Source organism: Hydrogenophaga sp. RWCD_12 (assembly GCF_046604225.1).
Lineage (GTDB): Bacteria > Pseudomonadota > Gammaproteobacteria > Burkholderiales > Burkholderiaceae_C > Hydrogenophaga.
In genome coordinates this window covers 782,799-807,874 of the sequence record NZ_JBKIXC010000002.1, presented here as the reverse complement: position 1 = coordinate 807,874, position 25,076 = coordinate 782,799, and the positions used below count along the sequence as shown (strand labels likewise).

Genomic DNA, 25,076 nt, shown 5'->3' with positions numbered 1-25,076 from the left:
CCTGCGGCCGGCTCCTCCTTGACCTCACTGCGCCAGCCACCCGGGCTCACGCTCGCGGGCTCGCGAGCGTGAAAGCCGAGGTGGCCTGGCAGCTGGTCAGTTGAATCTCACGTACTCGAAATCGACCGGCTGGCGGTTGATGCCCATGACCGGCGGCGCGATCCAGTTGGCGAACTTGCCGGCTTCGGTGACGCGGCCCATCAGCGAGCCGACGTAGGCGCGGTCGGTGTCCGACGGCAGCCATTCCTCGACCTTCTGGTTCCATTCGTGGTCGCTGACCACGCGGCCGTCCGGACTGACCTTGACGCCGGCCAGGCTGCCGATGTTGCGGTGGAAGGCCTTGTGCGGCACCTTCAGGCGGAAGTCGACACCGGCCTTTTCGATGATGCGGTTCCAGCGTTCGACGCCGCCGACCGAGTCCTTGATGTAGTCGTCGCGCAGCACTTCGTTGAGCGCGTTGAGCATCGGCACTTCTTTTTCCAGCAGCTTGCCGTCTTCCACCGACAGGATCTTGTAGGTATTGCCCTTGAGCACGTGGTCGTCGCTGCGCTTGCCTTCTTCGTAGCGGCCCTTGAGGCCGGAGCTGTAGAAGGTGGCGGCGTTGGACGACTGGTCGGCACCGAACAGGTCGATGGTCACCGAGAAGTGGAAGTTGATGTAGCGCTGGATCGTCGGCAGGTCGATCACGCCAGCGGCGCGCAGCTTGCCCACGTCGTCGGTCTTGAGCTCGTTCATCGCGTTGACGGTGCGCTGGATCACGCGGCCCACGCCGGATTCGCCCACGAACATGTGGTGTGCTTCTTCGGTCAGCATGAACTTGGTGGTGCGGGCCAGCGGGTCGAAGCTGGACTCGGCCAGGGCGCAGAGCTGGAACTTGCCGTCGCGGTCGGTGAAGTAGGTGAACATGAAGAAGCTCAGCCAGTCGGGCGTCTTCTCGTTGAAGGCCTGCAGGATGCGCGGGTTGTCGGCGTTGCCGCTGTTGCGCTCCAGCAGGGCTTCGGCTTCTTCACGGCCGTCCTTGCCGAAGTACTTGTGCAGCAGGTACACCATGGCCCACAGGTGGCGGCCTTCTTCCACGTTGACCTGGAACAGGTTGCGCAGGTCGTACTGGCTCGGGCAGGTCAGGCCGAGGTGGCGCTGCTGCTCGACGGACGCCGGCTCGGTGTCGCCCTGCGTGACGATGATGCGGCGCAGGTTGGCGCGGTGTTCGCCAGGCACGTCCTGCCAGGCGGCTTCGCCCATGTGGTCACCGAAGTGGATCTTGCGTTCCTGCTCGGCCGGGTTCAGGAAGATGCCCCAGCGGTAGTCGGGCATCTTGACGTGGCCGAACTGGGCCCAGCCCTGCGGGTCGACGCTGACCGCCGTGCGCAGGTAGACGTCGAAGTTCTGCGAGCCGTCCGGACCCATGTCCTGCCACCATTGCAGGTAGTTGGGCTGCCAGTGTTCGAGCGCACGCTGCAGCGTGCGGTCTTCGCTGAGGTTGACGTTGTTGGGGATCTTCTCGCTGTAATCAATGCTCGACATGACGGGTCTCCTGCGGGTGGGTTGGATCGGTGGGCTTAGACGCGGTTGAAATCGAACTGGGCCTTGTCGCCTTTGCCGTAAACCTTGAGCGCACCCTTTTCGCCGACGGCGTTGGGGCGCTGGAAGATCCAGTTCTGCCAGGCGGTCAGGCGACCGAAGATGCGGGTGAACATGTTTTCCTTCTGCGCGAAACGCAGGTTGGCTTCCAGGCCGGTCAGCGCATCCGGCGACATGGCGGCGCGCTCTTCCAGCACCAGGCGGATCTCGTCGGCCCAGTCGATGTCGTCGGGTGCAACGGTGACCAGGCCCAGCTTCACGGCGGCGTCGCCATCCAGCGCCTGGCCGATGGCCCCGCGCGCGGCTTCCATTGCGGGCACTTCTTCGTAGAAGCGGCGCTGCAGGCGGGTCTGGCTGTTGACCATCGGGAAGAAGCCGAAGTTCATCTCGCTCAGCGTCAGCGTGGGCTGGCGGGCCGGCTCGTCGGGCAGCACCAGCTGGTAGCTGCGGTCGGCGCAGAAAGCCAGCTCGGCCAGCGTGCCAGCGAAGCAAGAACCTGGCTCGATCAAGGCGAACAGCGAGCGCGAGGACACGTCCAGGCGGGCCAGCGTGCGGCGCAGGTGGCCGAGGGTTTCGTTGACGAACCAGTGGTCCTTGTGGGCCAGCATCAGCGCGTCGTTGGCCAGCACGGCGGCGGCGTCGCCTTCGGTCTTGAGCAGCCAGGAGCCGATCTCCAGCTCGTTGGTGCGCATGTGCAGGATGGCGTCGTCGAGCTCCCGCACCATCTGCAGCGGATACCAGTTGGCGGCCGCGGCCTCGATGCTGGCGATGTCGGTCGGCTGGGCGCCTTGCGGAGCCTTGACGGTGAAGGTGGCGACGCGCTTGGTGCGGTCGATCTCGACCGTGACGTTGGTGTAGGTCAGGCGATCGGCATCGATCGTGCGGTTGATCGGCGTCAGCGCAACGGCCTTGGCGTTGGCGGCGCCGCGGTGGCTGCCGGCGGCCAGCTTGTCGGCGCGCTCGCGTACCGCCTGCTGGAACACGGCGGGCTTGGCGATCGCATCGACCAGGCGCCAGTCCACGGCCTTCTGGCCGCGCACGCCTTCGACGCTGGTGCAGAAGATGTCGGCCAGGTCGTGGCGCACATGGCGCTTGTCGGTCACGCGGGTCAGGCCACCGGTGCCGGGCAGCACACCCAGCAGCGGCACTTCCGGCAGGCTCACGGCGCTGCTGCGGTCGTCCACCAGAACGATTTCGTCACAGGCCAGGGCCAGCTCGTAGCCGCCGCCGGCGCAGGCGCCGTTGAGCGCGGCGACGAACTTCAGGCCGCTGTATTGGGAGGAGTCTTCGATGCCGTTGCGGGTCTCGTTGGTGAACTTGCAGAAGTTGACCTTCCAGCCGTGGGTCGAGAGGCCCAGCATGAAGATGTTGGCGCCCGAGCAGAACACGCGCTCACGCAGGCTGGTGACCACCACCGACTTGACCTCGGGGTGCTCGAAGCGGATGCGCTGCAGCGCGTCGTGCAGCTCAATGTCCACGCCCAGGTCGTAGCTGTTGAGCTTGAGCTTGTAGCCGGGGCGGATGCCGGCGTCTTCGTTGATGGCCAGCGACAGGGTGGCGACGGCGCCGTCGAAGCTGAGCTTGACGTGCTGGTAGCGCGAAGGATCGGTTTGGTAGTCGACGCGGGGGGCGGTGGCGGTGGCAGTCATGGATGTCTCCTCGGGTTCGGTCGGTGGCCGGTGGGGCGGAATGCACTGGAAATCGCGTGATGTGAATAATAGTGCATGCATTCGGGCGAAGTCAAATGCAATTTAATGCATGCTCTAGGGGTTTACCCCCGAATGCACCGTTCCCGGTGCTCAGGCCGGCAACTTGAGCAGCTGCCGCACCTCGCGCCGCAGACGGATGAAGCTTTCTTCCAGCGGCTGGGCACTGGTGTTGAAGCTCAGATCGGCCTTGGAATAGAAGGCCGCGCGTCCTTCCAGGATGCGCTTGAGGTCTTCCATGGCCTCGCGGCTGGCGGCCATCGGGCGCATGTCGCCCTGCGCCGCCACCCGGCCCATGTGGTCGCTGGCGTCGGCCTGCAGCCAGACTGTGGTGCAGTGCTGCAGCAGCAGGTTGAAGTTGGCCGAATCAGCGACCAGGCCGCCGGGCGTGGCGATCACCACCTCGGGATAGATCTGGATCGCCTCTTCAAGCGCCCGTCGCTCGTACCGGCGGTAGGCGTTGGCGCCGTAGAGGTTGTGGATCTCGCTGATGCTGCAGCCAGCGAACTGTTCGATTTCGCGCGAGAGCTCGATGAAGGGATAACCGAGGTCGTCGGCCAGGCGCTGGCCCAGCGTGGACTTGCCGGCGCCGCGCAGCCCGATCAGCGCCACGCGCGCCAGTCGGCCCTGCGTGTCGACGCCGCCGCTGGCCCCCAGCAGGTCGGCCAGCTGCAACCGTGCACGGCGCAGGTCGGCCTCGTTGCGGCCCTGCAGCAGCTCGCGGATCAGCAGCCATTCCGGTGAGGAGGTGCTCACGTCGCCGATCAGTTCGGCCAGCGAACAATGCAGCGCCTGCGCCACCTGCAGCAGCACCAGGATGGAGGCATTGCCGGTACCGTATTCGAGGTTGGCCAGGTGCCGTTCGGACACGTCGGCCGCGATGGCGACCGCCTTGCGCGTCATGCCCTTGCGGGAGCGCAGGTTGCGCACGCGCTCGCCCAGCGCCACCAGGAAGGGGTGGCGTTCTTCCGCGTCGTCGGTGGGCGCCGGAGGGTTGGCGGTGAGGGTGTCGCTGGCGACCATGGGTGCGCGCCTTTCGTCTGCTCGGGGTGCGGCCGGGGGAAAACCCTAGGCTTGGGCGCCCCCGAAAACATGCACTTTACTGCATACTGGCAAGGACGCAAGATAGTGCATTTATACCGTCATTCCGCCGCCCCGACCACGGCGTTTACGCAAACCGCTGCATCCCAGGACCTGCCATGACCTCCCACGACACCCCCCTGCTCCCGAACTACCTGGCCGGCCGCTGGCAGACCGGCACCGGCCACGGCACCACCCTGCGCGACCCGGTGAACGGCGAGGCGCTGGTGCGGGTCGACAACACCGGCCTGAACCTCGCCGAAGGCTTTGCCTTTGCCCGAGAACAGGGTGGCGCTGCGCTGCGCGCCATGAGCTACGGCCAGCGCGCAGCGATGCTGGGCGCGGTCGTCAAGGTGCTGCAGACGCACCGCGACGCGTACTACGAGATCGCCACCCGCAACTCGGGCACCGTCACCAAGGACTCGGCGGTCGACATCGACGGCGGCATCTTCACACTGGGCTACTACGCCAAGCAGGGCGAGGCCCTTGGCGACGCGAAATGCCTGCTGGACGGCGAACGCATCCGCATGGGCAAGGACCCGGTGTTCCAGACCCAGCACGTGCTCAACCCCACGCGCGGTGTGGCGCTGTTCATCAACGCCTTCAACTTCCCGAGCTGGGGCCTGTGGGAAAAGGCCGCGCCCGCCCTGCTCTCGGGCGTGCCGGTGATCATCAAGCCCGCCACCGCGACCGCCTGGCTGACGCAGCGCATGGTGCAGGACGTGGTGGATGCCGGCGTGCTGCCGGCCGGCGCGCTGTCGGTGATCTGCGGCTCTTCCGCCCACCTGATGGATCAGCTCAAGCCGTTCGACGTGGTGAGCTTCACCGGCTCGGCCGAGACGGCCCGCATCATCCGCAGCCACCCGGCCGTAGCCCAGGGCTCGGTGCGCTGCAACATCGAGGCCGACAGCCTCAACAGCGCCCTGCTCGATCCGTCCGCCACCGAAGGCAGCGAAGCCTTCAACCTGATGGTCAGCGAAGTGGTGCGCGAGATGACGGTCAAGAGCGGCCAGAAGTGCACCGCGATCCGCCGCATCTTCGTGCCGCTGGAGCTGTTCGATGCCGCCGCCGAAGCGATTTCCGCCAAGCTGGCCAAGATCACCGTGGGCAACCCGCACAACGAAGGCGTGCGGATGGGCGCGCTGGTGAGCCAGGAACAGAAGCGCGCCGTGCTGCATGGCATCGAGGCGCTGTGCCATGAGGCCCTGGTGCTCTACGACGGCAGTGAGACCGCCCTGGTGGACGCTGACCCGGCGGTGTCTGCCTGCGTCGCTCCGACCCTGCTCGGGCACCGGGATCCCGGGCAGGCCAAAGTGCTGCACGAGGTCGAGGTGTTCGGCCCGGTCGCCACGCTGATGGCCTTCGAGGACGAAGACGAAGCCTGGGACCTGATCCGCCGCGGCGAAGGCTCCCTGGTGGCCTCGGTCTACAGCGAAGACCCCGCATTCATCGCCCGCGCCGCCGCCGAGCTGGCCGATAGCCACGGCCGCGTGCACGCCATCAGCCCCGACGTCGCCGCCAGCCAGACTGGCCACGGCAATGTGATGCCCATGAGCCTGCACGGCGGCCCCGGCCGCGCGGGCGGCGGGGAAGAGCTGGGCGGTCTGCGCGCGCTGGGCTTCTACCACCGTCGCACCGCGGTACAGGCCAGCAGCGCGGCGCTCGACGCACTGGCCGCGACCGCCACCGTCCTCAAATACTGAAGTCCGCCAGAGACCCCACGACAGGAGACAAGCCATGAGCCACCAGGAAACCGCCGCCCCGCCCGAGCGCTTCAACTTCGCGCGCCACCTGATCGGGGTCAACGCCGGCCGCGCCGGCAAGACCGCGCTGATCGACGACGCCGGCTCGCTCACCTACGGCCAGCTGGCCGACCAGGTGCAGCGCTGCTCGGCCGCGCTGACCGCGCTGGGCCTGCGGCGCGAGGACCGCGTACTGCTGCTGATGCACGACAGCAGCGACTGGATCGTGAGCTTCCTGGGTGCGCTGCACGCGGGCGTGGTGCCGGTCTGCGTGAACACCTTGCTGACCGCCAAGGACTACGCCTACATGCTGGCCGACAGCCGTGCGCAGGCGGCAATGGTGTCGGGCCTGCTGCTGCCCACACTGCAGACCGCAATGGCCGACGGCGCGCACGAAGTGAAGCAGCTGATCGTCTCGCGCAGCAAGGACCCGCTGCCCGAGGGCGCTCACGACTGGGCGACGCTGGTGGCGTCCACCGCACCGGGCGCCGGCGCCAACACGCACGGTGACGAGCCAGCGTTCTGGCTGTATTCGTCCGGTTCCACCGGCGCCCCCAAGGGCACGGTGCACACACAGGCCAACCTCTACTGGACCGCCGAGCTGTACGGCAAGGATGTGCTCCGGCTCCAGGAAAGCGATGTCGTGTTCTCGGCCGCGAAGCTCTTCTTCGCCTACGGCCTGGGCAACGCCTTGTCGTTCCCGTTGTCGGTGGGCGCCAGCGTGGTGCTGATGGCCGAACGGCCCACGCCGCAGGCCTGCTTCCAGCGCATGACCCAGCACCAGCCAACGGTGTTCTACGGTGCGCCCACCGGCTACGGCGGCATGCTGGCGGCGCCCGACCTGCCAGCGAAGAGTGCGGTGTCGCTGCGCCTGTGTTCCTCGGCCGGCGAAGCGCTGCCGCGCGACATCGGCGAGCGCTGGACCGCGCACTTCGGCTGCGAAATCATCGACGGCATCGGCTCGACCGAGATGCTGCACATCTTCCTGTCCAACAAGCCCGGTGACGTGCGCTACGGCACCACCGGCAAGGCCGTGCCCGGCTACGAAGTGCAGCTGCGCGACGAAGACGGGAGCGTCATCACCACCCACAACCAGATCGGCGACCTCTACATCCAGGGCCCGAGCGCCGCGCTGATGTACTGGAACAACCGCGGCAAGTCGCGCGACACCTTCCAGGGCAACTGGACCAAGAGCGGCGACAAATACCTGCGCGATCCCGACGGCTACTACACCTACGCCGGCCGCAACGACGACATGCTCAAGGTCAGCGGCATCTACGTCAGCCCCTTCGAGGTCGAGGCCACGCTGGTGCAGCACCCGGCCGTGCTGGAAGTGGCGGTGATCGGCAAAAACGACGGCGAGGGCCTGACCAAGACCAAAGCCTTCGTCGTGCTCAAGGCGGGCCAGCAAGCCACCGAGGCCGAGCTGCAGGCGTTCGTGAAAGAGAAGCTCGCGCCCTACAAGTACCCGCGCTTCATCGAGTTCGTCGCCGAACTGCCCAAGACCGCGACCGGCAAGATCCAGCGCTTCAAGCTGCGCGACCTGGAAAACCAGCGGCTGTTCGTCAACCGCTGATTCCCGCTTCACCACCGCCCATCGGCCATCGCGGCCCGGTCCCGGGAAAACCCGGTGCCGGGCCGCTTGCTTTGGTTTTTCAACATAACCAAACTCCCTTCATCACACAAAACACGAAGGAGACGGCATGGTGAAGCGGTGGATCGGCGCGTGCGTCTGGCTGTTGGCCACGACCGCGTTCGCGGGAGACGACGGCGTGACTGCGACGGAAATCCGGCTCGGCGCCTCGCAGGTGCTGACCGGTCCGCTGGGCCCGCAGACGGTCCAGTACGGCGAGGGAGCGCGGTTGCTGTTCGACGCCGTCAACGCGGCCGGCGGCATCCACGGTCGCAAGATCAGTTTCACGACCATCGACGATGCCTTCGACCCCAAGCGCGCGGTGGAAAACACGCGCAAGCTGATCGAGGAACAGAAGGTCTTCATGCTGTTCAACAGCACCGGCACCGCCCAGACGGCCGCCGTGATGCCGCTGCTCAAGGAATCCAAGACCATCCTGTTCGGACCGGTGACAGGTGCGTCGTCGCTGCGCGAAGGCGCCAACCCCTACCTGTTCCATGTGCGGGCAGGCTACGCCAACGAGACCGAGAAGATCGTCACCCAGCTCAAGCAGCTCGGCGTCCAGCGGGTGGCGTTCTTCTACCAGGACGACGGCCTGGGCAAGACGCTGCTCGGCGAAATCAAGAAGGCATCGGCGGCCGCAAACATGCCGCTGGTGGCGGAGATCAAGGTCGATCCCGCAGCGCCCGATTTCGCGGCGGCGGCCGCCGCCACCGCGCAAGCCAATCCGCAGGCAGTCATCGTTGGCACCGCCGGCCTGACCTTTCCGAACTATGTGAAGGCGGTGCTGGCCACGTCGGCTCGGCCGGTGTTCTACGGCTACTCGGTCTCCAGCCTGGACGTGGTCAACCGCGAGCTCAAGGACAAGGCGCGCGGCATCATCCTCGCGCAAATCATGCCGTCGCTGCGCAACACCACCATCCCGGTGGTGGCCGAGTACCAGAAGCTGCTGGCGGCGAAGTCGGCCACCGCCCAGCCCTCGGCTTCGCAGTTCGAAGGCTTCGTGCATGCGCGGTTGCTGGTCGAAGGCCTGCGCCGCACCGGCCGTGACCTGAGCACGGTCAGCTTCGTGCGGACCATGGAAGGCGCCGGCGAAATCGCCTTCGGCCGCTTCACCGCGAAGTACTCACCACAATCTCACAACGGCTCCGACTACGTGGAGCTGGCGATCATCGACGCCGAGGGACGGCTGCGCTACTGATCAGGTGTCCTTGGAGATCTTGATCGTCGGGAACTTGCTCGAGAAGTCCTTGGCCTGCCGGGCGATCTTGATCGCCACCTGACGGGCCACCGTCTTGTAGATGCCGGCAATCTCCCCGTCGGGATCGGCCACCACCGTCGGACGGCCGCTGTCGGCCTGCACGCGGATGCTCATGTTCAGCGGCAGTTCACCCAGGAAATCCATGCCGAACTCGGCCGCCATCTTCTTGCCGCCTTCGGAACCGAAGATGTGCTCGGTGTGACCGCAGTTCGGGCAGCAGTACACCGCCATGTTCTCGACAATGCCCAGGATGGGCACGCCCACCTTCTCGAACATCTTGATGCCCTTGCGCGCGTCCAGCAGGGCGATGTCCTGCGGCGTGGTCACGATCACAGCGCCGGTGATGGGCACGCGCTGGCTCAGCGTGAGCTGGATGTCCCCGGTGCCTGGCGGCATGTCGACCAGCAGGTAGTCGAGGTCCTTCCAGTTGGTCTGGCGCAGCAACTGCTCCAGCGCCTGGGTGGCCATCGGGCCGCGCCAGATCATGGCCTCGTCCTTGTCGACCAGGAAGCCGATCGAGATGACCTGGACGCCGTGGTTCTCCAGCGGCTCCATGGTCTTGCCGTCGGTGCTCTCGGGCCGACCCTCGATGCCCATCATCATGGGCTGGCTGGGACCGTAGATGTCGGCGTCCAGGATGCCAACCTTGGCGCCCTCGGCCGCCAGGGCCAGCGCGAGGTTGACGGTGGTGGTGCTCTTGCCCACACCGCCCTTGCCCGAGGCCACGGCAATGATGTTCTTCACGCTGGGCAGCAGCTGCACGCCACGCTGCACTGCGTGCGCAATGATCCTGACCGTGAGGTTGACCGACACGTTCTCCACACCGGGGACCGACTTGGCGGCCTCGATCAGGGCACGCCGCAGGGCCGGGATCTGGCTCTTGGCAGGGTAGCCCAGCTCCACGTCGAAGGACACGTCGCCGCCATCGGCCTGCAGGTTTTTCAGTGCCTTGGTGGACACGAAGTCCTTGCCGGTGTTGGGATCGGTGACTGCCTGCAGGGCGGCAAGCAGCGCTTGGGTATCGACGGCCATGGAACGGGCTCTCCGGGGAACGGGGGTGAGGGATATGAAGAATCGGACCGAAGTCTAACGGTGCGGGCATGCCCCGCCTAAAATTGCGGGTTCCCCCGAAAGAAAGCCTTCCGTCATGAGCCAGCGCCGCCTGTTCGTCACCACCGCCCTGCCGTATGCCAACGGCCACTTCCACATCGGCCACATCATGGAGTACATCCAGGCCGACATCTGGGTGCGGTTCCAGCGGATGCAGGGCCACGAGGTGCATTTCGTCTGCGCCGACGATGCCCATGGAGCACCGATCATGATCGCGGCCGAAAAGGCCGGCAAGACGCCCCAGCAGTTCGTGGCCGACATCGCCGCCGGCCGCAAGCCCTACCTCGACGGCTTCCACATCGGTTTTGACAACTGGCACAGCACCGACGGCCCGGAAAACCACGAACTGGCCCAGGCGATCTACCGCGACCTGCGCGCCAACAACCTGATCGAGACCCGCACCATCGAGCAGTTCTTCGACCCCGAGAAGAACATGTTCCTGCCCGACCGCTTCATCAAGGGCGAGTGCCCCAAGTGCGGCGCCAAGGACCAGTACGGCGACAACTGCGAAGTCTGCGGCGCCGTCTACGCGCCCACCGAACTGAAGAACCCCTACTCCGCCCTGTCCGGCGCCACGCCGGTGCTGAAGAACTCCGAGCACTTCTTCTTCAAGCTGTCCGACCCGCGCTGCCTGGCCTTCCTGGACCAGTGGACGCAGAGCGGCGCGGTGCAGCCCGAGGTGCTCAACAAGATCAGCGAATGGATCGAGCCCGGCGAAGACGGCAAGCCCAAGATGGGCGACTGGGACATCAGCCGCGACGCGCCCTACTTCGGCATCGAGATTCCCGACGCACCGGGCAAGTACTTCTACGTCTGGCTGGACGCCCCCATCGGCTACCTGGCCTCGCTCAAGAACTACTTCGGCAAGACCGGCCGCGACTACGACGCCTTCATGGCCGACCCGACGACGGAGCAGTACCACTTCATCGGCAAGGACATCATCACCTTCCACACCCTGTTCTGGCCTGCGATGCTCAAGTTCAGCGGTCGCAAGGTACCCAACAAGATCTTCGTGCACGGATTCCTGACCATCAACAACGGCGAGAAGATGAGCAAGAGCCGGGGCACCGGGCTGAACCCGCTGAAGTACCTTGACCTGGGCATGAACCCCGAATGGCTGCGCTACTACCTCGCGGCCAAGCTGTCCGGCAAGAACGAAGACGTGGACTTCAACCGCGACGACTTCATGCTGCGCGTCAACAGCGATCTGGTGGGCAAGTACATCAACATCGCTTCGCGCGCGGCCGGTTTCATCGCCAAGCGCTTTGACGGCAAGCTGGGGGCTGTGTCGGCCGACGGCGACGCGCTGCTGGACCACCTGCAAAGCCTGGCCCCCACCGTGACCGAGCTCTACGCAGAACGCGAATACGGCAAGGCCTTGCGCGAGATCATGCTGCTGGCCGACCGCGTGAACGCCTATGTGGACCAGAACAAGCCCTGGGAACTGGCCAAGCAGGACGGCATGGGCGGCCGCCTGCAGGACGTGTGCACCACCTGCATCGAAGCCTTCCGGCTGATTTCGCTCTACCTCAAACCGGTGCTACCCGCACTGGCCGCGAGCGTGGAATCCTTCCTGCGGGTCGCACCCCTGACCTTTGCCGACGCTGGCCGCCTGCTGGGCGCCGGCCACACCATCGGTGCCTACCAGCACCTGATGCAGCGCGTGGACATCAAGCAGCTCGACGCCCTGTTCGAGCCCCCGCCAGCGCCTGAAGAGCCGAAGATGGTGCCCGGCGGTGAAGACATTGCACCGACCATCTCCATCGACGACTTCGCCAAGGTCGACCTGCGCATCGCGCAGATCGTCAAGTGCGAAGCGGTGGAAGGTTCCACCAAGCTGCTGCGCCTGACGCTGGACGTGGGCGAAGGCAAGACGCGCAACGTGTTCAGTGGCATCGCGAGCATGTACAAGCCAGAAGACCTGGAAGGCAAGCTGACCGTGATGGTGGCCAACCTGGCGCCGCGCAAGATGAAGTTCGGCGTCAGCGAAGGCATGGTGCTGGCCGCCAGCCATGCCGACGAGACGGCCCAGCCGGGCATCCACGTGCTGCAGCCCTGGCCAGGCGCCAAGCCCGGCATGCGCATCCACTGAGGCTCAGCGTGCCCGGTCGAGATCCGGGTCGGGCACGCTCATCGTCGACAGCACGCGCAGGTCCGGGTTGAACACCACGGTGAACACCTTGGAATCGCTCTCGTTCGGACCGTCGCGCCAGCGCCAGTCGTAGTGCGTTTCCTTTTTCAGGTCATAGGTGGTGATCTTCATCGGCTTGCCCAGCAGCTTGCGCACATCTTCCATGGGCATGCCCGGCAGGATCTGCGCGAAGGTACGGGGGTTGAGCACCTGTTTGAGCGCCGCCATCTTGCCGTCCGCGCCGATGGTGATCTGGTAGTTCTGGTAGCCCGCCGGTTGGCGGTTGTACTCGTAGATCTGTGCGCCGTCCGGCCCGTCCCACACCGCTTCGGGAGGACCGAATTTTTCCTTCACATCGGCCTCCGTCGAGACGCCTTCCTCGAGCTCGCTGATGGCGCGCTGGTCACAGGCGGACAGAGCCAGCGCGGCGAATACCAGGCAAAGGCTCCTGCGAAACCACTCCCGCATCGTCAGTGTCGTTGAGTGCATGGTGAACACCGGACAGTGAAAAATCCAGTGTAAACCGCATCGACCCTTGATCTGTTCGGCATTCGGGTCGGTATCACGCAGTAACATTTGCCGATGCTCAACAACCTGCCCCCGCTGGCGCCGTTCCGACCGCGACTGCTGCAAGACCTTCGTGGCTACAACGTTGAGAAGCTGGGACGCGACGTGGGCGCAGGCGCCACGGTGGGCATCGTGGCGCTGCCATTGGCGATGGCCTTCGCCATCGCCAGCGGACTCAAACCAGAAGCCGGGTTGTGGACCGCGATCATTGCCGGCTTCCTGATCTCGGCCCTGGGCGGCACCTCGGTGCAGATTGGCGGCCCGGCCGGCGCCTTCATCGTCATCGTCTACGGCATCGTCGAGCGCTACGGCGTCGCCAACCTGCTGATCGCCACCGCCAGCGCGGGTGTATTGCTGTTCCTGCTGGGTCTGTTCCGGCTCGGTACCCTCGTGCGGTATGTGCCGGTCAGCGTGGTGATTGGTTTCACCAACGGCATCGCGGTACTCATTGCGCTGTCGCAGGTGCGTGACTGGCTGGGACTGGACATCGCGAAGATGCCGGGCGACTTCTTCAGCCAGATCAGCACCATTGCGCACCACATCGGCAGCTTGAACCCCTACGCCTTCGGGCTGGGCACGCTGTGTGTGATCGGCCTGTTTGTCTGGCCGCGGCTTTGGGCGGTGGACTCGCAATTCCGCCGTCAGCTGGAGCATGTCGACACCATGAGTGCGCTCAAGGCCACGTCGCGACTGCCCGCGCCGGTGGTCGCTCTGGTCACGCTGTCGTTGCTGGCCTGGGCCATGAAGCTGCCGGTCGAAACCATCGGCACGCGATTTGGCGGCATCCCGCAGGGCCTCCCGGCGCTGGCCCTGCCCGAGTTTTCCTGGCAGACCGTCAAGCAGCTGGTCACCCCCACGCTGACCATCGCGCTGCTGGGCGCCATCGAATCGCTGCTCTGTGCCCGCGTGGCGGACCAGCTCAGCGAAACACCCAAACACGATCCCAATCAGGAACTGATGGCCCAGGGTGTGGCGAACTTCGTGGTGCCGTTCTTTGGAGGCATGCCGGCCACCGGCACCATTGCCCGCACCGTGACCAACATCCGCTCCGGTGCGGTCTCGCCCATCGCCGGCATCGTGCACGCGGCGACGCTGGCCGCCGTGGTGCTGATTGCGGCGCCGCTGGCCCAGCACATCCCGCTCGCGGTGCTGGCCGGCGTGCTGCTGTTCGTGGCCTGGAACATGGGGGAATGGCGCGAATTCGGTCGGCTGAAGCACTTCAGCAACCACTACCGGCTGATGATGCTCTCGACCTTTCTGGTCACCATCGTGTTCGACCTGACGGTGGCGGTGGAGCTGGGACTGGTGCTGGCCTGCCTGCTGTTCGTGCGCCGCCAGAGCGACATCTTCCGCGCCGACCCGCTGCCGCAGCTGGACCCGGATGTGGTGCAGTTCCGGCTTTACGGGTCGCTGTTTTTCGGCGCTGTGTCCAAGATCGATCCGATCGTGGCTGCCGTGGAGAAGTCCCACGCCGGAGTCCGGGTCGAACTGGACGCCAGCCAGCTCATTTCGCTGGACACCTCGGGACTGGATTCCCTGGAGCAGTTGCACAAACTGGTCGCCAAGCGCGGTGGCCAGCTGGTGCTCAACCACCTCAACCCCCAGCCAGCCTCGCTCATCGAGCGCTCCGGCTTCGGCGCCCGCCTGCGGGGCGAGAACGCCAGCGCGGAGCACGCCTGAGCACCCGGACCGGTAAAATCGACTGATTCTGCTGTCAGCGCCCCCGCGCAATCCCGTCATGAACATCTTCGGCCGCCCCCACTACACCTCCGACGCGACGCAATTCATCGACCAGCTCAAGGCCAGCCGCCCCGAGCTGGAACAGGGTCAGCGCGAAGGCCGCGCCCTGCTGTGGGACCAGAAGGTCGATCGCGACCAGCAAACCCAGGCACAAGCTGCCCGCGTGCCCCAGCAGCCCTACGTCTACCAGACCAACCCGGACCCGCACTGAGCCGGCGTCGCCCGAACCCGCGATGAGCAACGAGGTCGGCACGCTCGATGCGGCCCCGGAGGGGCTGGATGCCGTCTTGCCCGGGGTAATCGACCAGGTGGCCCTGGCGCGCCTGTACGGCGAACCGCTGTTCTCCATGCCGCGGGACCTCTACATCCCGCCCGACGCGCTGCAGGTTTTCCTCGAAGCCTTTGAAGGCCCGCTGGACCTGCTGCTCTACCTGATCCGCAAGCAGAACTTCAACATCCTCGACATCCCGATGGCGGCGGTGACGCGCCAATACCTGAGCTACGTGGACGAAATCCGCGCCAGCAACCTGGAACTGGCGGCCGAGTACCTGCTCATGGCCGCGATGCTGATCGAGATCAAGTCGCGCATGCTGCTGCCGCCGAAGAAGGCGGCCGAAGGCGAAGAAGCCGAAGATCCACGCGCCGAGCTGGTCCGTCGCCTGCTCGAATACGAGCAGATGAAGCTGGCGGCCCAGCGCCTGGCCGATGCGCCGCAATACGGCCGGGATTTCCTGCGCGCCCAGATTTACGTCGAGCAGGCGCTGCAGCCCCGCTTTCCCGAGGTGAGCGCGGTGGACCTGCAGTCTGCCTGGCGCGACATCATGAAGCGCGCGAAGCTGGTCCAGCACCACAAGATCAGCCGCGAAGAACTCTCGGTGCGCGAGCACATGAGCATCGTGCTGCGCCAGCTGCAGGGCCGCAAGTTCGTCGAATTCGGCGACCTGTTCGACCCCTCACGCGGTGCACAGGTGATGGTGGTCACCTTCATCGCCATGCTGGAGCTGGCCAAGGAAACCCTGATCGAACTGACCCAGGCCGAAGCCTTCGCACCCATTTATGTGCGCCTGGCCTACACCCCCGCATCATGACCACCCATTCTTTTGACGTCCTCATCATCGGCAGCGGCCTGGCCGGCCTGACCGCCGCGCTCAAGCTCGCGCCCACGCACCGCGTGGCCGTGGTGACCAAGCGAGGCATTTCTGACGGTTCCAGCAACTGGGCGCAGGGCGGCATTGCCGCCGTGCTGGCCGAAGGCGACAGCTACGCCTCCCACGTGGACGACACCCTGGTCGCCGGCGCCGGCCTGTGCGACCTGGAAGCAACGCAGTTCACGGTCGAAAACGCCCCCGCCGCCATCGCATGGCTGCAGGAACTGGGCGTGCCCTTCTCGACCGAAAACGGCGAGCTTCACTTGACCCGCGAAGGCGGCCACACCCACCGCCGCATCGTGCACGCCACCGACGCTACCGGCGCCGCCGTGCAGACCACATTGAGCAACCTAGCCCGCAAAACCCCCGGCATCACGTTCTTCGAGAACCACATGCTGGTGGACCTGATCACCGACGCCAAGCTGCCTGGCCACAAGGCCGGCGACGGCGCCCAACGCTGCCACGGCGCCTACGTGCTCGATGTCGACCGCGATGAGGTCGAAACCTTCAGTGCGCCGCACACCATCCTGGCCACCGGCGGCGCCGGCAAGGTGTATCTCTACACGACCAACCCCGACACCGCCACCGGCGACGGCATTGCCGCTGGCTGGCGCGCAGGCTGCCGGGTCGGCAACATGGAATTCATCCAGTTCCACCCGACCTGCCTCTACCACCCGCACGTCAAGAATTTCCTGATCACCGAGGCAGTGCGTGGCGAAGGTGGCCAGCTCAAGTTGCCTCCGCACCTGGGTGGCCACCGCTTCATGCCCGATCACGACCCGCGCGCCGAACTGGCACCGCGCGACATCGTGGCGCGCGCCATCGATTACGAGATGAAAAAGCATGGGCTGGACTGCGTGCACCTGGACATCTCGTACAAGAGTCCCGAATTCCTGCAGGAACACTTCCCCAACATCCTGGCGCGCTGCGCCGAGCTGGGCATCGACATCACCAAAGAGCCGATCCCGGTGGTGCCCGCCGCGCACTACACCTGCGGTGGCGTGGTGACCGATCTGGCCGGTCGCACCGACATCGACGGTCTCTACGCCGTCGGCGAAACCACCTGCACCGGGCTGCACGGCGCCAACCGCCTGGCCAGCAATTCTCTGGTCGAGTGCATGGTGTTTGCGCAGGCCGCCGTGAAGGCGATCCACAGCGCACCGTCGGCCGCCCGCCCCGAGATTCCCCTCTGGGACGCCAGCCGCGTCAAGGATGCCGACGAGCAGGTCGTGATCTCGCACAACTGGGACGAACTGCGCCGCTTCATGTGGGACTACGTGGGCATCGTGCGCACCAACAAGCGCCTGGAGCGCGCGGCACACCGCATTGCCCTGCTGCAAGGCGAAATCCAGGAGTTCTATGCCCAGTTCCACGTCACCCGCGACCTGCTGGAACTGCGCAACCTGGTCCAGGTCGCCGACCTGATCGTGATGTCGGCCATGCTGCGGCGCGAAAGCCGTGGCCTGCACTACAGCCTGGACTACCCCGAAAAGCTGCCCGAAGCGCGACCGACGATCCTCGTTCCCCCTGCGAGGTAATGCGCCTCACGCTACAGTAGCGGGATGATCACCAACGCCGCGCCCGGCAGTCTCTCGCCCCCTGCACCGCAGGCACACCCCGCCGCCCACGGCGCGGCAGCGGCGAGCTTTGCTGCCCTGCTGGGCCGGCTGGAGTACCTCGGCGCCGCCGACATCGAGAACATCCGGCGCGCCTACCGCTTCGCCGACGAGGCCCATCTGGGCCAACTGCGCAAGAACGGCGACCCGTACATCACCCACCCGATCGCGGTCGCCGCGCAGTGCGCCGAGTGGAAGCTGGACGCGCAGGCCTTGATGGCAGCGCTGATGCACGATGCCATGGAAGACTGCGGCGTCAGCAAGACCGAGCTGGTCGAGCGCTTCGGCGCGCCCGTCGCGGACCTGGTCGACGGGCTGACCAAGCTGGAGAAGCTGGCCTTCGACACCCGCGAGCAGAACCAGGCCGAGTCGTTCCGCAAGATGCTGCTGGCGATGGCCAAGGATGTGCGCGTCATCCTGATCAAGCTGGCCGACCGCACCCACAACATGCGGACCATGGGCGACATGCCCCGCAACAAGTGGGAGCGAATCAGCAGCGAGACGCTGGAGATCTACGCGCCGATCGCCCACCGCCTGGGCCTGAACTTCACATACCGCGAGCTGCAGGACCTGTCGTTCCGCTTCCTGCACCCGTGGCGCTACGAAATCCTGTCCAAGGCGCTGAACAAGTCCCGTACCCGCCGCAAGGACCTGATCTCCCGCGTGCAGCGCGAAGTCGAAACGTCCTTCTCCCGACACGGCATGCCGGTGCGCATCGTGGGCCGCGAGAAGACGCTGTATTCCGTCTACCGAAAGATGGACAGCAAGCACCTGTCGTTCTCACAGGTGACCGATATCTACGGTTTCCGTATCGTTGTTCCCGACCTGACCGACTGCTACACCGGCATGGGCCTGCTGCACCAGCTCTACAAGCCGGTGCCGGGCAAGTTCCGCGACTACGTGGCCATTCCCAAGGTCAATGGATATCAGTCGCTGCACACGACCCTGATCGGCCCGTTCGGCACCAACATCGAGTTCCAGCTGCGCACGCATGCGATGGACGTGGTGGCAGAGTCCGGCGTGGCCGCGCACTGGCTTTACAAGGCCAACGAACCTGGCAGCGACATGACGCAGCGCCTGGGCACGCAGTGGCTGCAGTCGCTGCTGGACATCCAGCAGGAAACCCACGACGCCAGCGAGTTCTGGGACCACATCAAGATCGACCTGTTCCCGGACGCGGTCTACGTGTTCACGCCGCAGAGCAAGATCCTGGCGCTGCCGCGCGGCGCCACGGTGATGGACTTCGCCTACGCCATCCACAGCGGCGTCGGCAACCGCGCCGTGGCTGCCCGCATCAATGGCGAGCAGCGGCCACTGCGCACCGAGCTGTCCAACGGCGACGTGGTCGAGATCATCACCAACGAAACCGCCGAACCAAATCCGGCCTGGCTGTCCTTCGTCAAGACCGGCCGCGCACGCTCCAAGATCCGCCACCACCTGAAAACCCTCGCGCAGGAGAAGTCACACCAGCTTGGCGAGCGCATGCTGGAGCAGGCACTGCGCTCCGAAGGCATTGCCAGCCTGCCGACCGCGGACGGCGAGCACAAGGCGACCTGGGACAAGCTGCTGCGATTCACCGGCAACAGGTCGCGCGAAGAACTGCTGTCGGACATCGGCATGGGCAAACGCATTGCCAGCATGGTCGGCAAGAAGCTCGCCGTGCTGCTGTCCGAAACCGGGCTCAAACCCGACGCGGTGCTCATCAGCACCGAACGCTATGCCGCCGGGCAGGACGAGTCGGTGTCGCAGGGCGTGGTCAGCCTGGACGGTAGCGAAGGCCTGTCGGTGCAATACGCGCGCTGCTGCCAACCGATTCCTGGCGACCGCATCGTCGGCTACCTCGGCCGTGGCGAAGGCCTGATCGTTCACTCCGACGACTGCCCGACCGGCAGGCGCCTGCTTGCGCGCGATGGCGAGCGGTTCCTGCAGGTCGAGTGGGCCGACGAACCGGTGCGCCCGTTCGAAACCACCGTGGTCGTGACCGTGGCCGATGGCAAGGGTGTTCTGGCACGTGTGGCCTCGGCCATTGCGGCGGCCGAAGCCGACATCACCCACGTCGACATGGGCGACGAGCGGGCACAGACCGCGACCGACATCCGCTTCTCGATCGCGGTGCGCGACCGGGGGCATCTGGCCGAAGTGCTGCGCAGCCTCATGCGCACGCCATCGGTGATCAAGGCGCAGCGGTTCCGGGCCGCCTGACGCCGCGCGGTTCAGGCCACCGGCGCCGGGTAGTTCACCGACAAGACTTCCAGCTCCTGGCTGCCGCCAGGCACCATGAGGCGCACCAGATCGCCGACCCGAGCCTTCAGCAGGGCCCGCGCCACCGGAGACACCCAGCTGATCTCGTTGCGCGCGCTTTCGACCTCGTCGATACCGAGAATGGTCACCGTGGTTTCCTTGCCCTCGTCGTCCGTATAAGTCACGGTCGCACCGAAGAACACCTGGTCGCCGCCGTGGTGCAACGAACTGTCCACCACTTCGGCGATTTCCAGCCGGCGTGTGAGGAACCGGATGCGACGGTCAATCTCGCGCAGACGTTTCTTGCCATAGAGATAGTCGCCGTTTTCTGAGCGGTCACCGTTGCTCGCGGCCCAGTGCACGATCTCGACGATGCGTGGCCGCTCTTCGTCGATCAGCCCCATCAGCTCGGCGCGCAGCCGGTCGTAACCTGACCGGGTGATGTAGTTCACTCCGGTCGGCAATACCGCCGGTTCGGGCAGGTCGTCGTCTGCGTCGGAGTCGGTTTCGCGGGTGAATGCTTTGCTCATGGAAGAACGGCTCGACGAGAACGTTTCGGAGCGGAAAAGAAAAAAGCCCGCAGCTTGTGGCTGCGGGCTTTTCATTTGGTGCGGCTGGCAGGAATCGAACCCACGACCCCTTGGTTCGTAGCCAAGTACTCTATCCAGCTGAGCTACAGCCGCGTAAGCCACGCATTGTAGCACGGTTTTTTTGGTAGGCCGTGTTGGGCTTGAACCAACGACCAAAGGATTATGAGTCCTCTGCTCTGACCAACTGAGCTAACGGCCCGACTAGGCCCAGATTGTAGGCGGCGGCATCACCGCGCAGCGTTGGCACCGTCCTACTTGTGGCTCAGCGCGTTGCTCACCAGCTTGGCCGTTACATCGACGATCTGGATCATGCGGTCGTAGGGCATGCGCTGCGGTCCGATGACACCCAGCGTGCCCACCACCTGACCATCCACCTCGTACGGCGCGGTGACCACCGAAAGGTCCTGGAACGGCACCACATGACTCTCCCCGCCGATGTAGATGCGCACACCATCGGCCTGCGAAGAAACGTCCATCAGGCGGATCAGCTGCGTCTTCTGCTCGAACAGGTCGAACAGCTGGCGCAGGTGCCCCATGTCACTGGAGAACTCGCTGACCGACAGCAGGTTGCGCTCGCCCGACACCACGACCTCTTCCTGCTGTGTTTCCGCTTCTGCGCCGATGTCGACGGCCGCCTGCATCAGCGAGGCGATTTCGCCGCGCAAGGCCTCGACCTCATTGCGCAACCGGCCGCGAACTTCTTCCATCGTCAGGCCGGCATAGTGGGCATTGAGGAAATTCGAGGCTTCCAGCAGCTGTGACTGGCTGAAGCTGACCTGGGTATGGATGATCCGGTTCTGGACATCGCCATCGGGCGAGACCAGGATGACCAGCACGCGCCGGTCCGACAGGCTCAGGAACTCGATGTGGCGAAACACCGAAGCCCGCCGTGGCGCCATCACCACGCCCACGTACTGCGACAGGCTCGACAACATCTGCGCGGCATGGCTGATCACGCGCTGGGGCTGGTCACCGGCCTCGATGCCGGTAGACCCCATGCTCCCGGCACCAGCGAGCCCGTCTCGCCGCACGGTGAGCATGGTGTCGACAAACAGCCGGTAGCCACGGGCCGTGGGAATACGGCCGGCGGACGTGTGGGGACTGGCGATCAGACCCAGTTCCTCCAGGTCGCTCATGACGTTGCGGATGGTCGCGGGCGACAGTTCCATGCCGGCGGCCTTGGCCAGCGTGCGCGAACCCACCGGCTGGCCGTCGGCGATGTAGCGTTCGACCAGGGTCTTGAGAAGGAGTTTGGAGCGATCGTCCAGCATGGCTTCATTTTACGGACCACACACCCTCGCGCGGTCCCGCACAGAGCAAGGGTTTGTGAGGGGCCGGACCTCATTGCACCCTATGTTGTAATTTGTGCATGACCCAGCCAGATTCCAGCCGCCTAGCCGCTCCCGCTCCGGGAAAACGCCAGCGATTCGCGCATGTCGCCGTGGTCGGCAAGTACCAGGCTCCGGGTTCGCGCAAGGTGGTGGAGGAACTGGCCGAGTTCCTGCACGACGAGGGCTGCGAGGTCTCTCTTGAGCAGGAAACAGCACTCAACACCGGCCTGCTGCAGTACCCGGCGCTGGACGTGCCCGCGATGGGCAAGACCATCGATCTGGCGCTGGTGCTCGGCGGCGACGGCACCATGCTGGGCATCGGCCGGCAGCTGGCGCGCTACGGCGTGCCACTGGTCGGCATCAACCAGGGACGCCTGGGCTTCATCACCGACATTCCGCTCGAAACCTACCGCGAGAACCTGCGCGCCATCCTGCGTGGTGAATATGAGGAAGACCCGCGAGCCCTCATGGCCGCCAGCGTCTGGCGCGACGGGCGCTGCGTGTTCGAAGCCACGGCCCTCAACGATGTGGTGGTCAATCGCGGCGGCGTGGCCAGCATGATCGAGCTGCGGGTCGAGGTCGACGGCCATTTCGTGGCCAACCAGCGAGCAGACGGCCTGATCATCGCCTCGTCCACCGGCTCCACCGCCTATTCGCTCTCCGCCGGCGGCCCGCTGCTGCACCCGGCGGTCGGCGGCTGGATCATGGTGCCGATCGCGCCGCACACCCTGTCCAACCGGCCCATCGTGCTGCCTGCGCATTGCGAGGTCGCGGTCGAGATCGTCTCGGGCAAGGACGCCAGCGCCAACTTCGACATGCAGTCGCTCACCAGTCTGCTGCACGGCGACCGCATCGTGGTCCGGCGCTCGGAACACACGCTGCGCCTGCTCCATCCGTTGGGCTGGAGCTACTTCGACACCCTGCGCAAGAAGCTGCACTGGAACGAAGGCGCGTAAGAGCAGTCAGAATACGGGGCACTCAACTCCGTTTGTTCCGACTCGCCCATGAGCCTGCGACGCATCGTCCTGCGTGATTTCGTCATCGTGCCTGCACTGGACCTCGAACTGGACCAGGGCTTCAACGTGCTCACAGGCGAAACCGGCGCCGGCAAATCCATCCTCATCGACGCGCTGCAGCTGGCGCTGGGCGCCCGCAGCGACAGCGGCGTGGTGCGCGAAGGCGCTTCGCGCTGCGAAGTGGCCGCCGAGTTCGACATGCCGGCCACACTCAAGTCCTGGCTCGACGAGCAGGGCTTCCAGGCCGACGATGCCCTGCTGCTGCGCCGCACCGTCGACACCGAGGGGCGCAGCCGCGGCTGGATCAACGGCAGTGCTGCCACCATGGCCCAGCTCAAGACTCTCGCAGATCATCTGGTCGACATCCACGGGCAGCACGCCTGGCAGAGTCTGACCCGGGCCGACGCGGTGCGCGGCCTGCTCGACGCCTACGCCGGCGTCAACACCTCGACCGCTGCGACGCTGTGGGCCGCGTGGCGCCAGGCCCGCAAGGCGCTGGAGAACGCGACCGAACGCCAGAACACCCTGCAACAGGAAAGCGACCGGCTGTCGTGGCAGATCGGCGAGCTGGACAAGCTGCAGCCGCGCGATGGTGAATGGGAAGAACTCAACGCCCAGCACAGCCGCCTGGCCAATGCCCAGGCTCTGCAGGACGCCGCTCGCAGTGCAGCGGCTGCGCTGGACGACGACGAAGGCAGCGCGGCCGCCCTGATCCACCGCGCGCTGGGCCTGCTGCAGAACCAGGCGCACCTTGAGCCCATGTTCAACGGCCCCATCGAGGCCCTCCAGGCGGCGCTCGCTCAGGTCGAGGACTCGGTGCGCAGCCTGCACCACTACGAACGCGACACCGATCTCGACCCCAGCGGACTGGACGCGCTGGACCAGCGACTTTCGCAATGGCTTTCGCTCGCCCGCCGCTACCGCCGTCCGCCGGAACAACTGGCCGAGCTGCTGGAGGGCTGGAAGAAAGAACTCGAAGGCGTCGGCCAGGCCATGGACCTCGCTGCGCTCAAGGCCGCCGAACGCAGTGCCTGGAAGACCTTCGACGCCGAACTGGCCCGTCTGGGCAAGCAGCGACAACAGGCTGCTCCCAAGCTCTCGAAAGCCGTCACCGCCGCGATGCAGACGCTGGGTATGCAAGGTGGCCGCTTCGAGGTTGCGCTACAGAAACTGGACGAACCGCAGGCCCACGGCTGGGAGCAGGTCGAATTCCTCGTTGCCGGACATGCCGGTGTCGCCGCACGGCCGGTTGGCAAGGTGGCTTCGGGCGGTGAACTCTCGCGCATCGCGCTGGCGATCTCGGTCGTCACCAGCCAGCTGGGCCAGGCACCGACCCTGATCTTCGACGAGGTCGACTCGGGCATCGGCGGCGCCGTGGCACACACCGTGGGCCAGTTGCTGCGCCAACTCGGCCGCGACCGCCAGGTGCTGGCCGTGACCCACCTGCCCCAGGTCGCGGCCTGCGGCGACCATCACCTGCTGGTCAGCAAACGCCTGACCGGCGCGACCACCCACAGCACCGTGACGCCCATCACCGACGAAACGCGTGTCGCCGAACTGGCCCGCATGCTCGGCGGCAACGACCGCTCCGAAGTCTCGCTCGCACACGCCCGCGAATTGCTCGCCGCATGAATACCACCACAGGCACATCTCACACGCAGGACACCCTTGAGCTGGTGCTGATCACCGGCATGTCCGGCTCGGGCAAGTCGATCGCTCTCACCGCCCTCGAAGACCTGGGCTACTACTGCGTCGACAACCTGCCACCCGAGCTGCTGGCTTCGTTCATCGCACTGGAGCAGAGCCACCGTGCCAGCAAGGTCGCCATCGCCATGGATGTGCGCAGCGCTGCCTCGCTGCCCGGCTTGCCCGCGCGGCTGGATGCAATCCGGCACCAGCCGGGCATGACCATCCACCTGACCACAGTGTTTCTGGACGCCACTACCGACACCCTGGTCCGGCGCTTCTCCGAAACCCGGCGCCGGCACCCGCTGTCGCTCAAGTCGTCCGACGACGAACACCGCGCCCTGACCGACGCCATCGAGTACGAACGCGACCTGTTGTCCGAACTGCGGGACCAGGCCCTGGTGCTCGACACCAGCCTGATCCGGGCCGCGCAGTTGCGCAGCCAGATCAAGGACGTGCTCGGCGTGCAGCAGGCGCCGCTGACCCTGGTCTTCGAGTCGTTCGCGTTCAAGCGCGGGATTCCGATGGACGCCGACTTTGTGTTCGACGTGCGCATGCTGCCCAACCCCCACTACGAGCCGCTGCTGCGGCCGCTCACCGGACGAGACGCTCCGGTCGCCGATTTCCTGGCCATCCAGCCGGAAGTGGCGCAGATGGAGCAGCAGATCGCCAGTTTTCTGCGGCACTGGCTACCCCAGATGCTGCAGGACCACCGCAGCTATGTGACGGTCGCCATCGGCTGCACCGGCGGGCAACACCGTTCGGTCTATCTGGTCGAACAGCTGGCCAAGGCGTTTTCGGTTGAGTGGGCCACTCGACTGCGGCACCGCGAACTCGACAGTTGGCCGGTCGCGGCGCGCGCAGCACCGACCCCACCCGCCCACTGACGGGCCCCTG

19 protein-coding genes and 2 tRNA genes are annotated in these 25,076 nt (G+C 65.8%); 12 read left to right on the top strand and 9 right to left on the bottom strand.

Features of this window, described 5'->3' with window-relative positions; translation table 11 throughout:
• Positions 1 to 96: 96 nt before the first annotated feature.
• The 3 genes from boxB to ACLIJ1_RS10980 all read right to left on the bottom strand — a co-directional run bounded on the left by boxB (position 97) and on the right by ACLIJ1_RS10980 (position 4,310).
• Positions 97 to 1,524, bottom strand: coding sequence for a benzoyl-CoA 2,3-epoxidase subunit BoxB (gene boxB / locus ACLIJ1_RS10990; RefSeq protein ID WP_411365548.1), 1,428 nt, complete (start codon positions 1,522 to 1,524; stop codon positions 97 to 99).
• A 35-nt stretch (positions 1,525 to 1,559) separates the two neighbouring features.
• A complete protein-coding gene (gene boxC / locus ACLIJ1_RS10985) occupies positions 1,560 to 3,230 on the bottom strand; it encodes a 2,3-epoxybenzoyl-CoA dihydrolase (RefSeq protein WP_411365547.1) in 1,671 nt (556 codons plus the stop codon).
• Positions 3,231 to 3,380: 150 nt separating this feature from the next.
• Positions 3,381 to 4,310 carry a helix-turn-helix transcriptional regulator gene (locus ACLIJ1_RS10980; protein ID WP_411365546.1) on the bottom strand — a complete coding sequence of 310 codons (930 nt, stop codon included), beginning with the start codon at positions 4,308 to 4,310 and terminating at the stop codon, positions 3,381 to 3,383.
• Positions 4,311 to 4,486: 176 nt separating this feature from the next.
• Between ACLIJ1_RS10980 and ACLIJ1_RS10975 the strand changes: the two genes are divergently transcribed.
• From ACLIJ1_RS10975 to ACLIJ1_RS10965, 3 genes are all read left to right on the top strand, one after another.
• Positions 4,487 to 6,070, top strand: coding sequence for a 3,4-dehydroadipyl-CoA semialdehyde dehydrogenase (locus ACLIJ1_RS10975; RefSeq protein WP_411365545.1), 1,584 nt, complete (start codon positions 4,487 to 4,489; stop codon positions 6,068 to 6,070).
• Between the two features lie 34 nt (positions 6,071 to 6,104).
• The gene (locus tag ACLIJ1_RS10970; RefSeq protein ID WP_411365544.1) at positions 6,105 to 7,685 is read left to right on the top strand and encodes a benzoate-CoA ligase family protein; all 1,581 of its coding nucleotides are present in this window, start codon (positions 6,105 to 6,107) and stop codon (positions 7,683 to 7,685) included.
• A 127-nt stretch (positions 7,686 to 7,812) separates the two neighbouring features.
• Positions 7,813 to 8,943: an ABC transporter substrate-binding protein gene (locus tag ACLIJ1_RS10965; protein ID WP_411365543.1), complete on the top strand. Its 1,131-nt coding sequence runs from the start codon at positions 7,813 to 7,815 to the stop codon at positions 8,941 to 8,943.
• Here the strand turns inward: ACLIJ1_RS10965 and apbC are convergent, their stop codons facing one another.
• Entirely contained in the window at positions 8,944 to 10,035 is a 1,092-nt protein-coding gene (apbC, locus tag ACLIJ1_RS10960) for an iron-sulfur cluster carrier protein ApbC (RefSeq protein WP_411365542.1), read from the bottom strand.
• A gap of 115 nt (positions 10,036 to 10,150) precedes the next feature.
• Here apbC and metG point away from each other — a divergent pair, with 115 nt between their 5' ends.
• Positions 10,151 to 12,205 (top strand): methionine--tRNA ligase, encoded by a 2,055-nt coding sequence (gene metG / locus ACLIJ1_RS10955; protein ID WP_411365541.1) that lies wholly within the window; start codon positions 10,151 to 10,153, stop codon positions 12,203 to 12,205.
• Positions 12,206 to 12,208: 3 nt separating this feature from the next.
• Here metG and bamE read toward each other — a convergent pair whose 3' ends face one another.
• Positions 12,209 to 12,733 (bottom strand): outer membrane protein assembly factor BamE, encoded by a 525-nt coding sequence (gene bamE / locus ACLIJ1_RS10950; RefSeq protein ID WP_411365540.1) that lies wholly within the window; start codon positions 12,731 to 12,733, stop codon positions 12,209 to 12,211.
• 93 nt (positions 12,734 to 12,826) lie between these two features.
• Here bamE and ACLIJ1_RS10945 point away from each other — a divergent pair, with 93 nt between their 5' ends.
• From ACLIJ1_RS10945 to ACLIJ1_RS10925, 5 genes are read left to right on the top strand one after another with little or no spacing between them, the layout of a single operon-like run.
• Positions 12,827 to 14,491, top strand: a complete 1,665-nt coding sequence (locus tag ACLIJ1_RS10945) for a SulP family inorganic anion transporter (protein ID WP_411365539.1) — start codon at positions 12,827 to 12,829, stop codon at positions 14,489 to 14,491.
• Between the two features lie 58 nt (positions 14,492 to 14,549).
• Complete coding sequence (locus ACLIJ1_RS10940) at positions 14,550 to 14,762, top strand: DUF3460 family protein (protein WP_411365538.1); 213 nt, start codon at positions 14,550 to 14,552, stop codon at positions 14,760 to 14,762.
• A gap of 22 nt (positions 14,763 to 14,784) precedes the next feature.
• Entirely contained in the window at positions 14,785 to 15,639 is an 855-nt protein-coding gene (locus ACLIJ1_RS10935; RefSeq protein ID WP_411365537.1) for a segregation and condensation protein A, read from the top strand.
• Entirely contained in the window at positions 15,636 to 17,237 is a 1,602-nt protein-coding gene (gene nadB / locus ACLIJ1_RS10930) for an L-aspartate oxidase (RefSeq protein WP_411365536.1), read from the top strand. The genes ACLIJ1_RS10935 and nadB overlap by 4 nt, the downstream gene beginning before the upstream one ends.
• Before the next feature lie 24 nt (positions 17,238 to 17,261).
• Positions 17,262 to 19,517 carry a RelA/SpoT family protein gene (locus ACLIJ1_RS10925; protein WP_411365535.1) on the top strand — a complete coding sequence of 752 codons (2,256 nt, stop codon included), beginning with the start codon at positions 17,262 to 17,264 and terminating at the stop codon, positions 19,515 to 19,517.
• Positions 19,518 to 19,528: 11 nt separating this feature from the next.
• On the opposite strand, the gene greB is transcribed toward ACLIJ1_RS10925, so the two are convergent.
• The 4 genes from greB to hrcA form a co-directional block, all read right to left on the bottom strand.
• The gene (gene greB / locus ACLIJ1_RS10920; protein WP_411365534.1) at positions 19,529 to 20,086 is read right to left on the bottom strand and encodes a transcription elongation factor GreB; all 558 of its coding nucleotides are present in this window, start codon (positions 20,084 to 20,086) and stop codon (positions 19,529 to 19,531) included.
• 76 nt (positions 20,087 to 20,162) lie between these two features.
• Positions 20,163 to 20,239, bottom strand: a tRNA-Arg gene (locus ACLIJ1_RS10915).
• Positions 20,240 to 20,268: 29 nt separating this feature from the next.
• Positions 20,269 to 20,345, bottom strand: a tRNA-Ile gene (locus tag ACLIJ1_RS10910).
• A 52-nt stretch (positions 20,346 to 20,397) separates the two neighbouring features.
• Positions 20,398 to 21,417: a heat-inducible transcriptional repressor HrcA gene (gene hrcA, locus ACLIJ1_RS10905; protein ID WP_411365533.1), complete on the bottom strand. Its 1,020-nt coding sequence runs from the start codon at positions 21,415 to 21,417 to the stop codon at positions 20,398 to 20,400.
• A 98-nt stretch (positions 21,418 to 21,515) separates the two neighbouring features.
• Here hrcA and ACLIJ1_RS10900 point away from each other — a divergent pair, with 98 nt between their 5' ends.
• Genes ACLIJ1_RS10900 through rapZ form a run of 3 tightly spaced genes read left to right on the top strand, consistent with a single transcriptional unit; the run spans position 21,516 to position 25,066 of the window.
• Entirely contained in the window at positions 21,516 to 22,433 is a 918-nt protein-coding gene (locus tag ACLIJ1_RS10900; RefSeq protein ID WP_411365532.1) for an NAD kinase, read from the top strand.
• 48 nt (positions 22,434 to 22,481) lie between these two features.
• Entirely contained in the window at positions 22,482 to 24,125 is a 1,644-nt protein-coding gene (gene recN / locus ACLIJ1_RS10895) for a DNA repair protein RecN (RefSeq protein WP_411365531.1), read from the top strand.
• A complete protein-coding gene (rapZ, locus tag ACLIJ1_RS10890; RefSeq protein ID WP_411365530.1) occupies positions 24,122 to 25,066 on the top strand; it encodes an RNase adapter RapZ in 945 nt (314 codons plus the stop codon). Before recN ends, rapZ begins: the two co-directional genes overlap by 4 nt.
• The last annotated feature ends 10 nt before the right edge of the window (positions 25,067 to 25,076 follow it).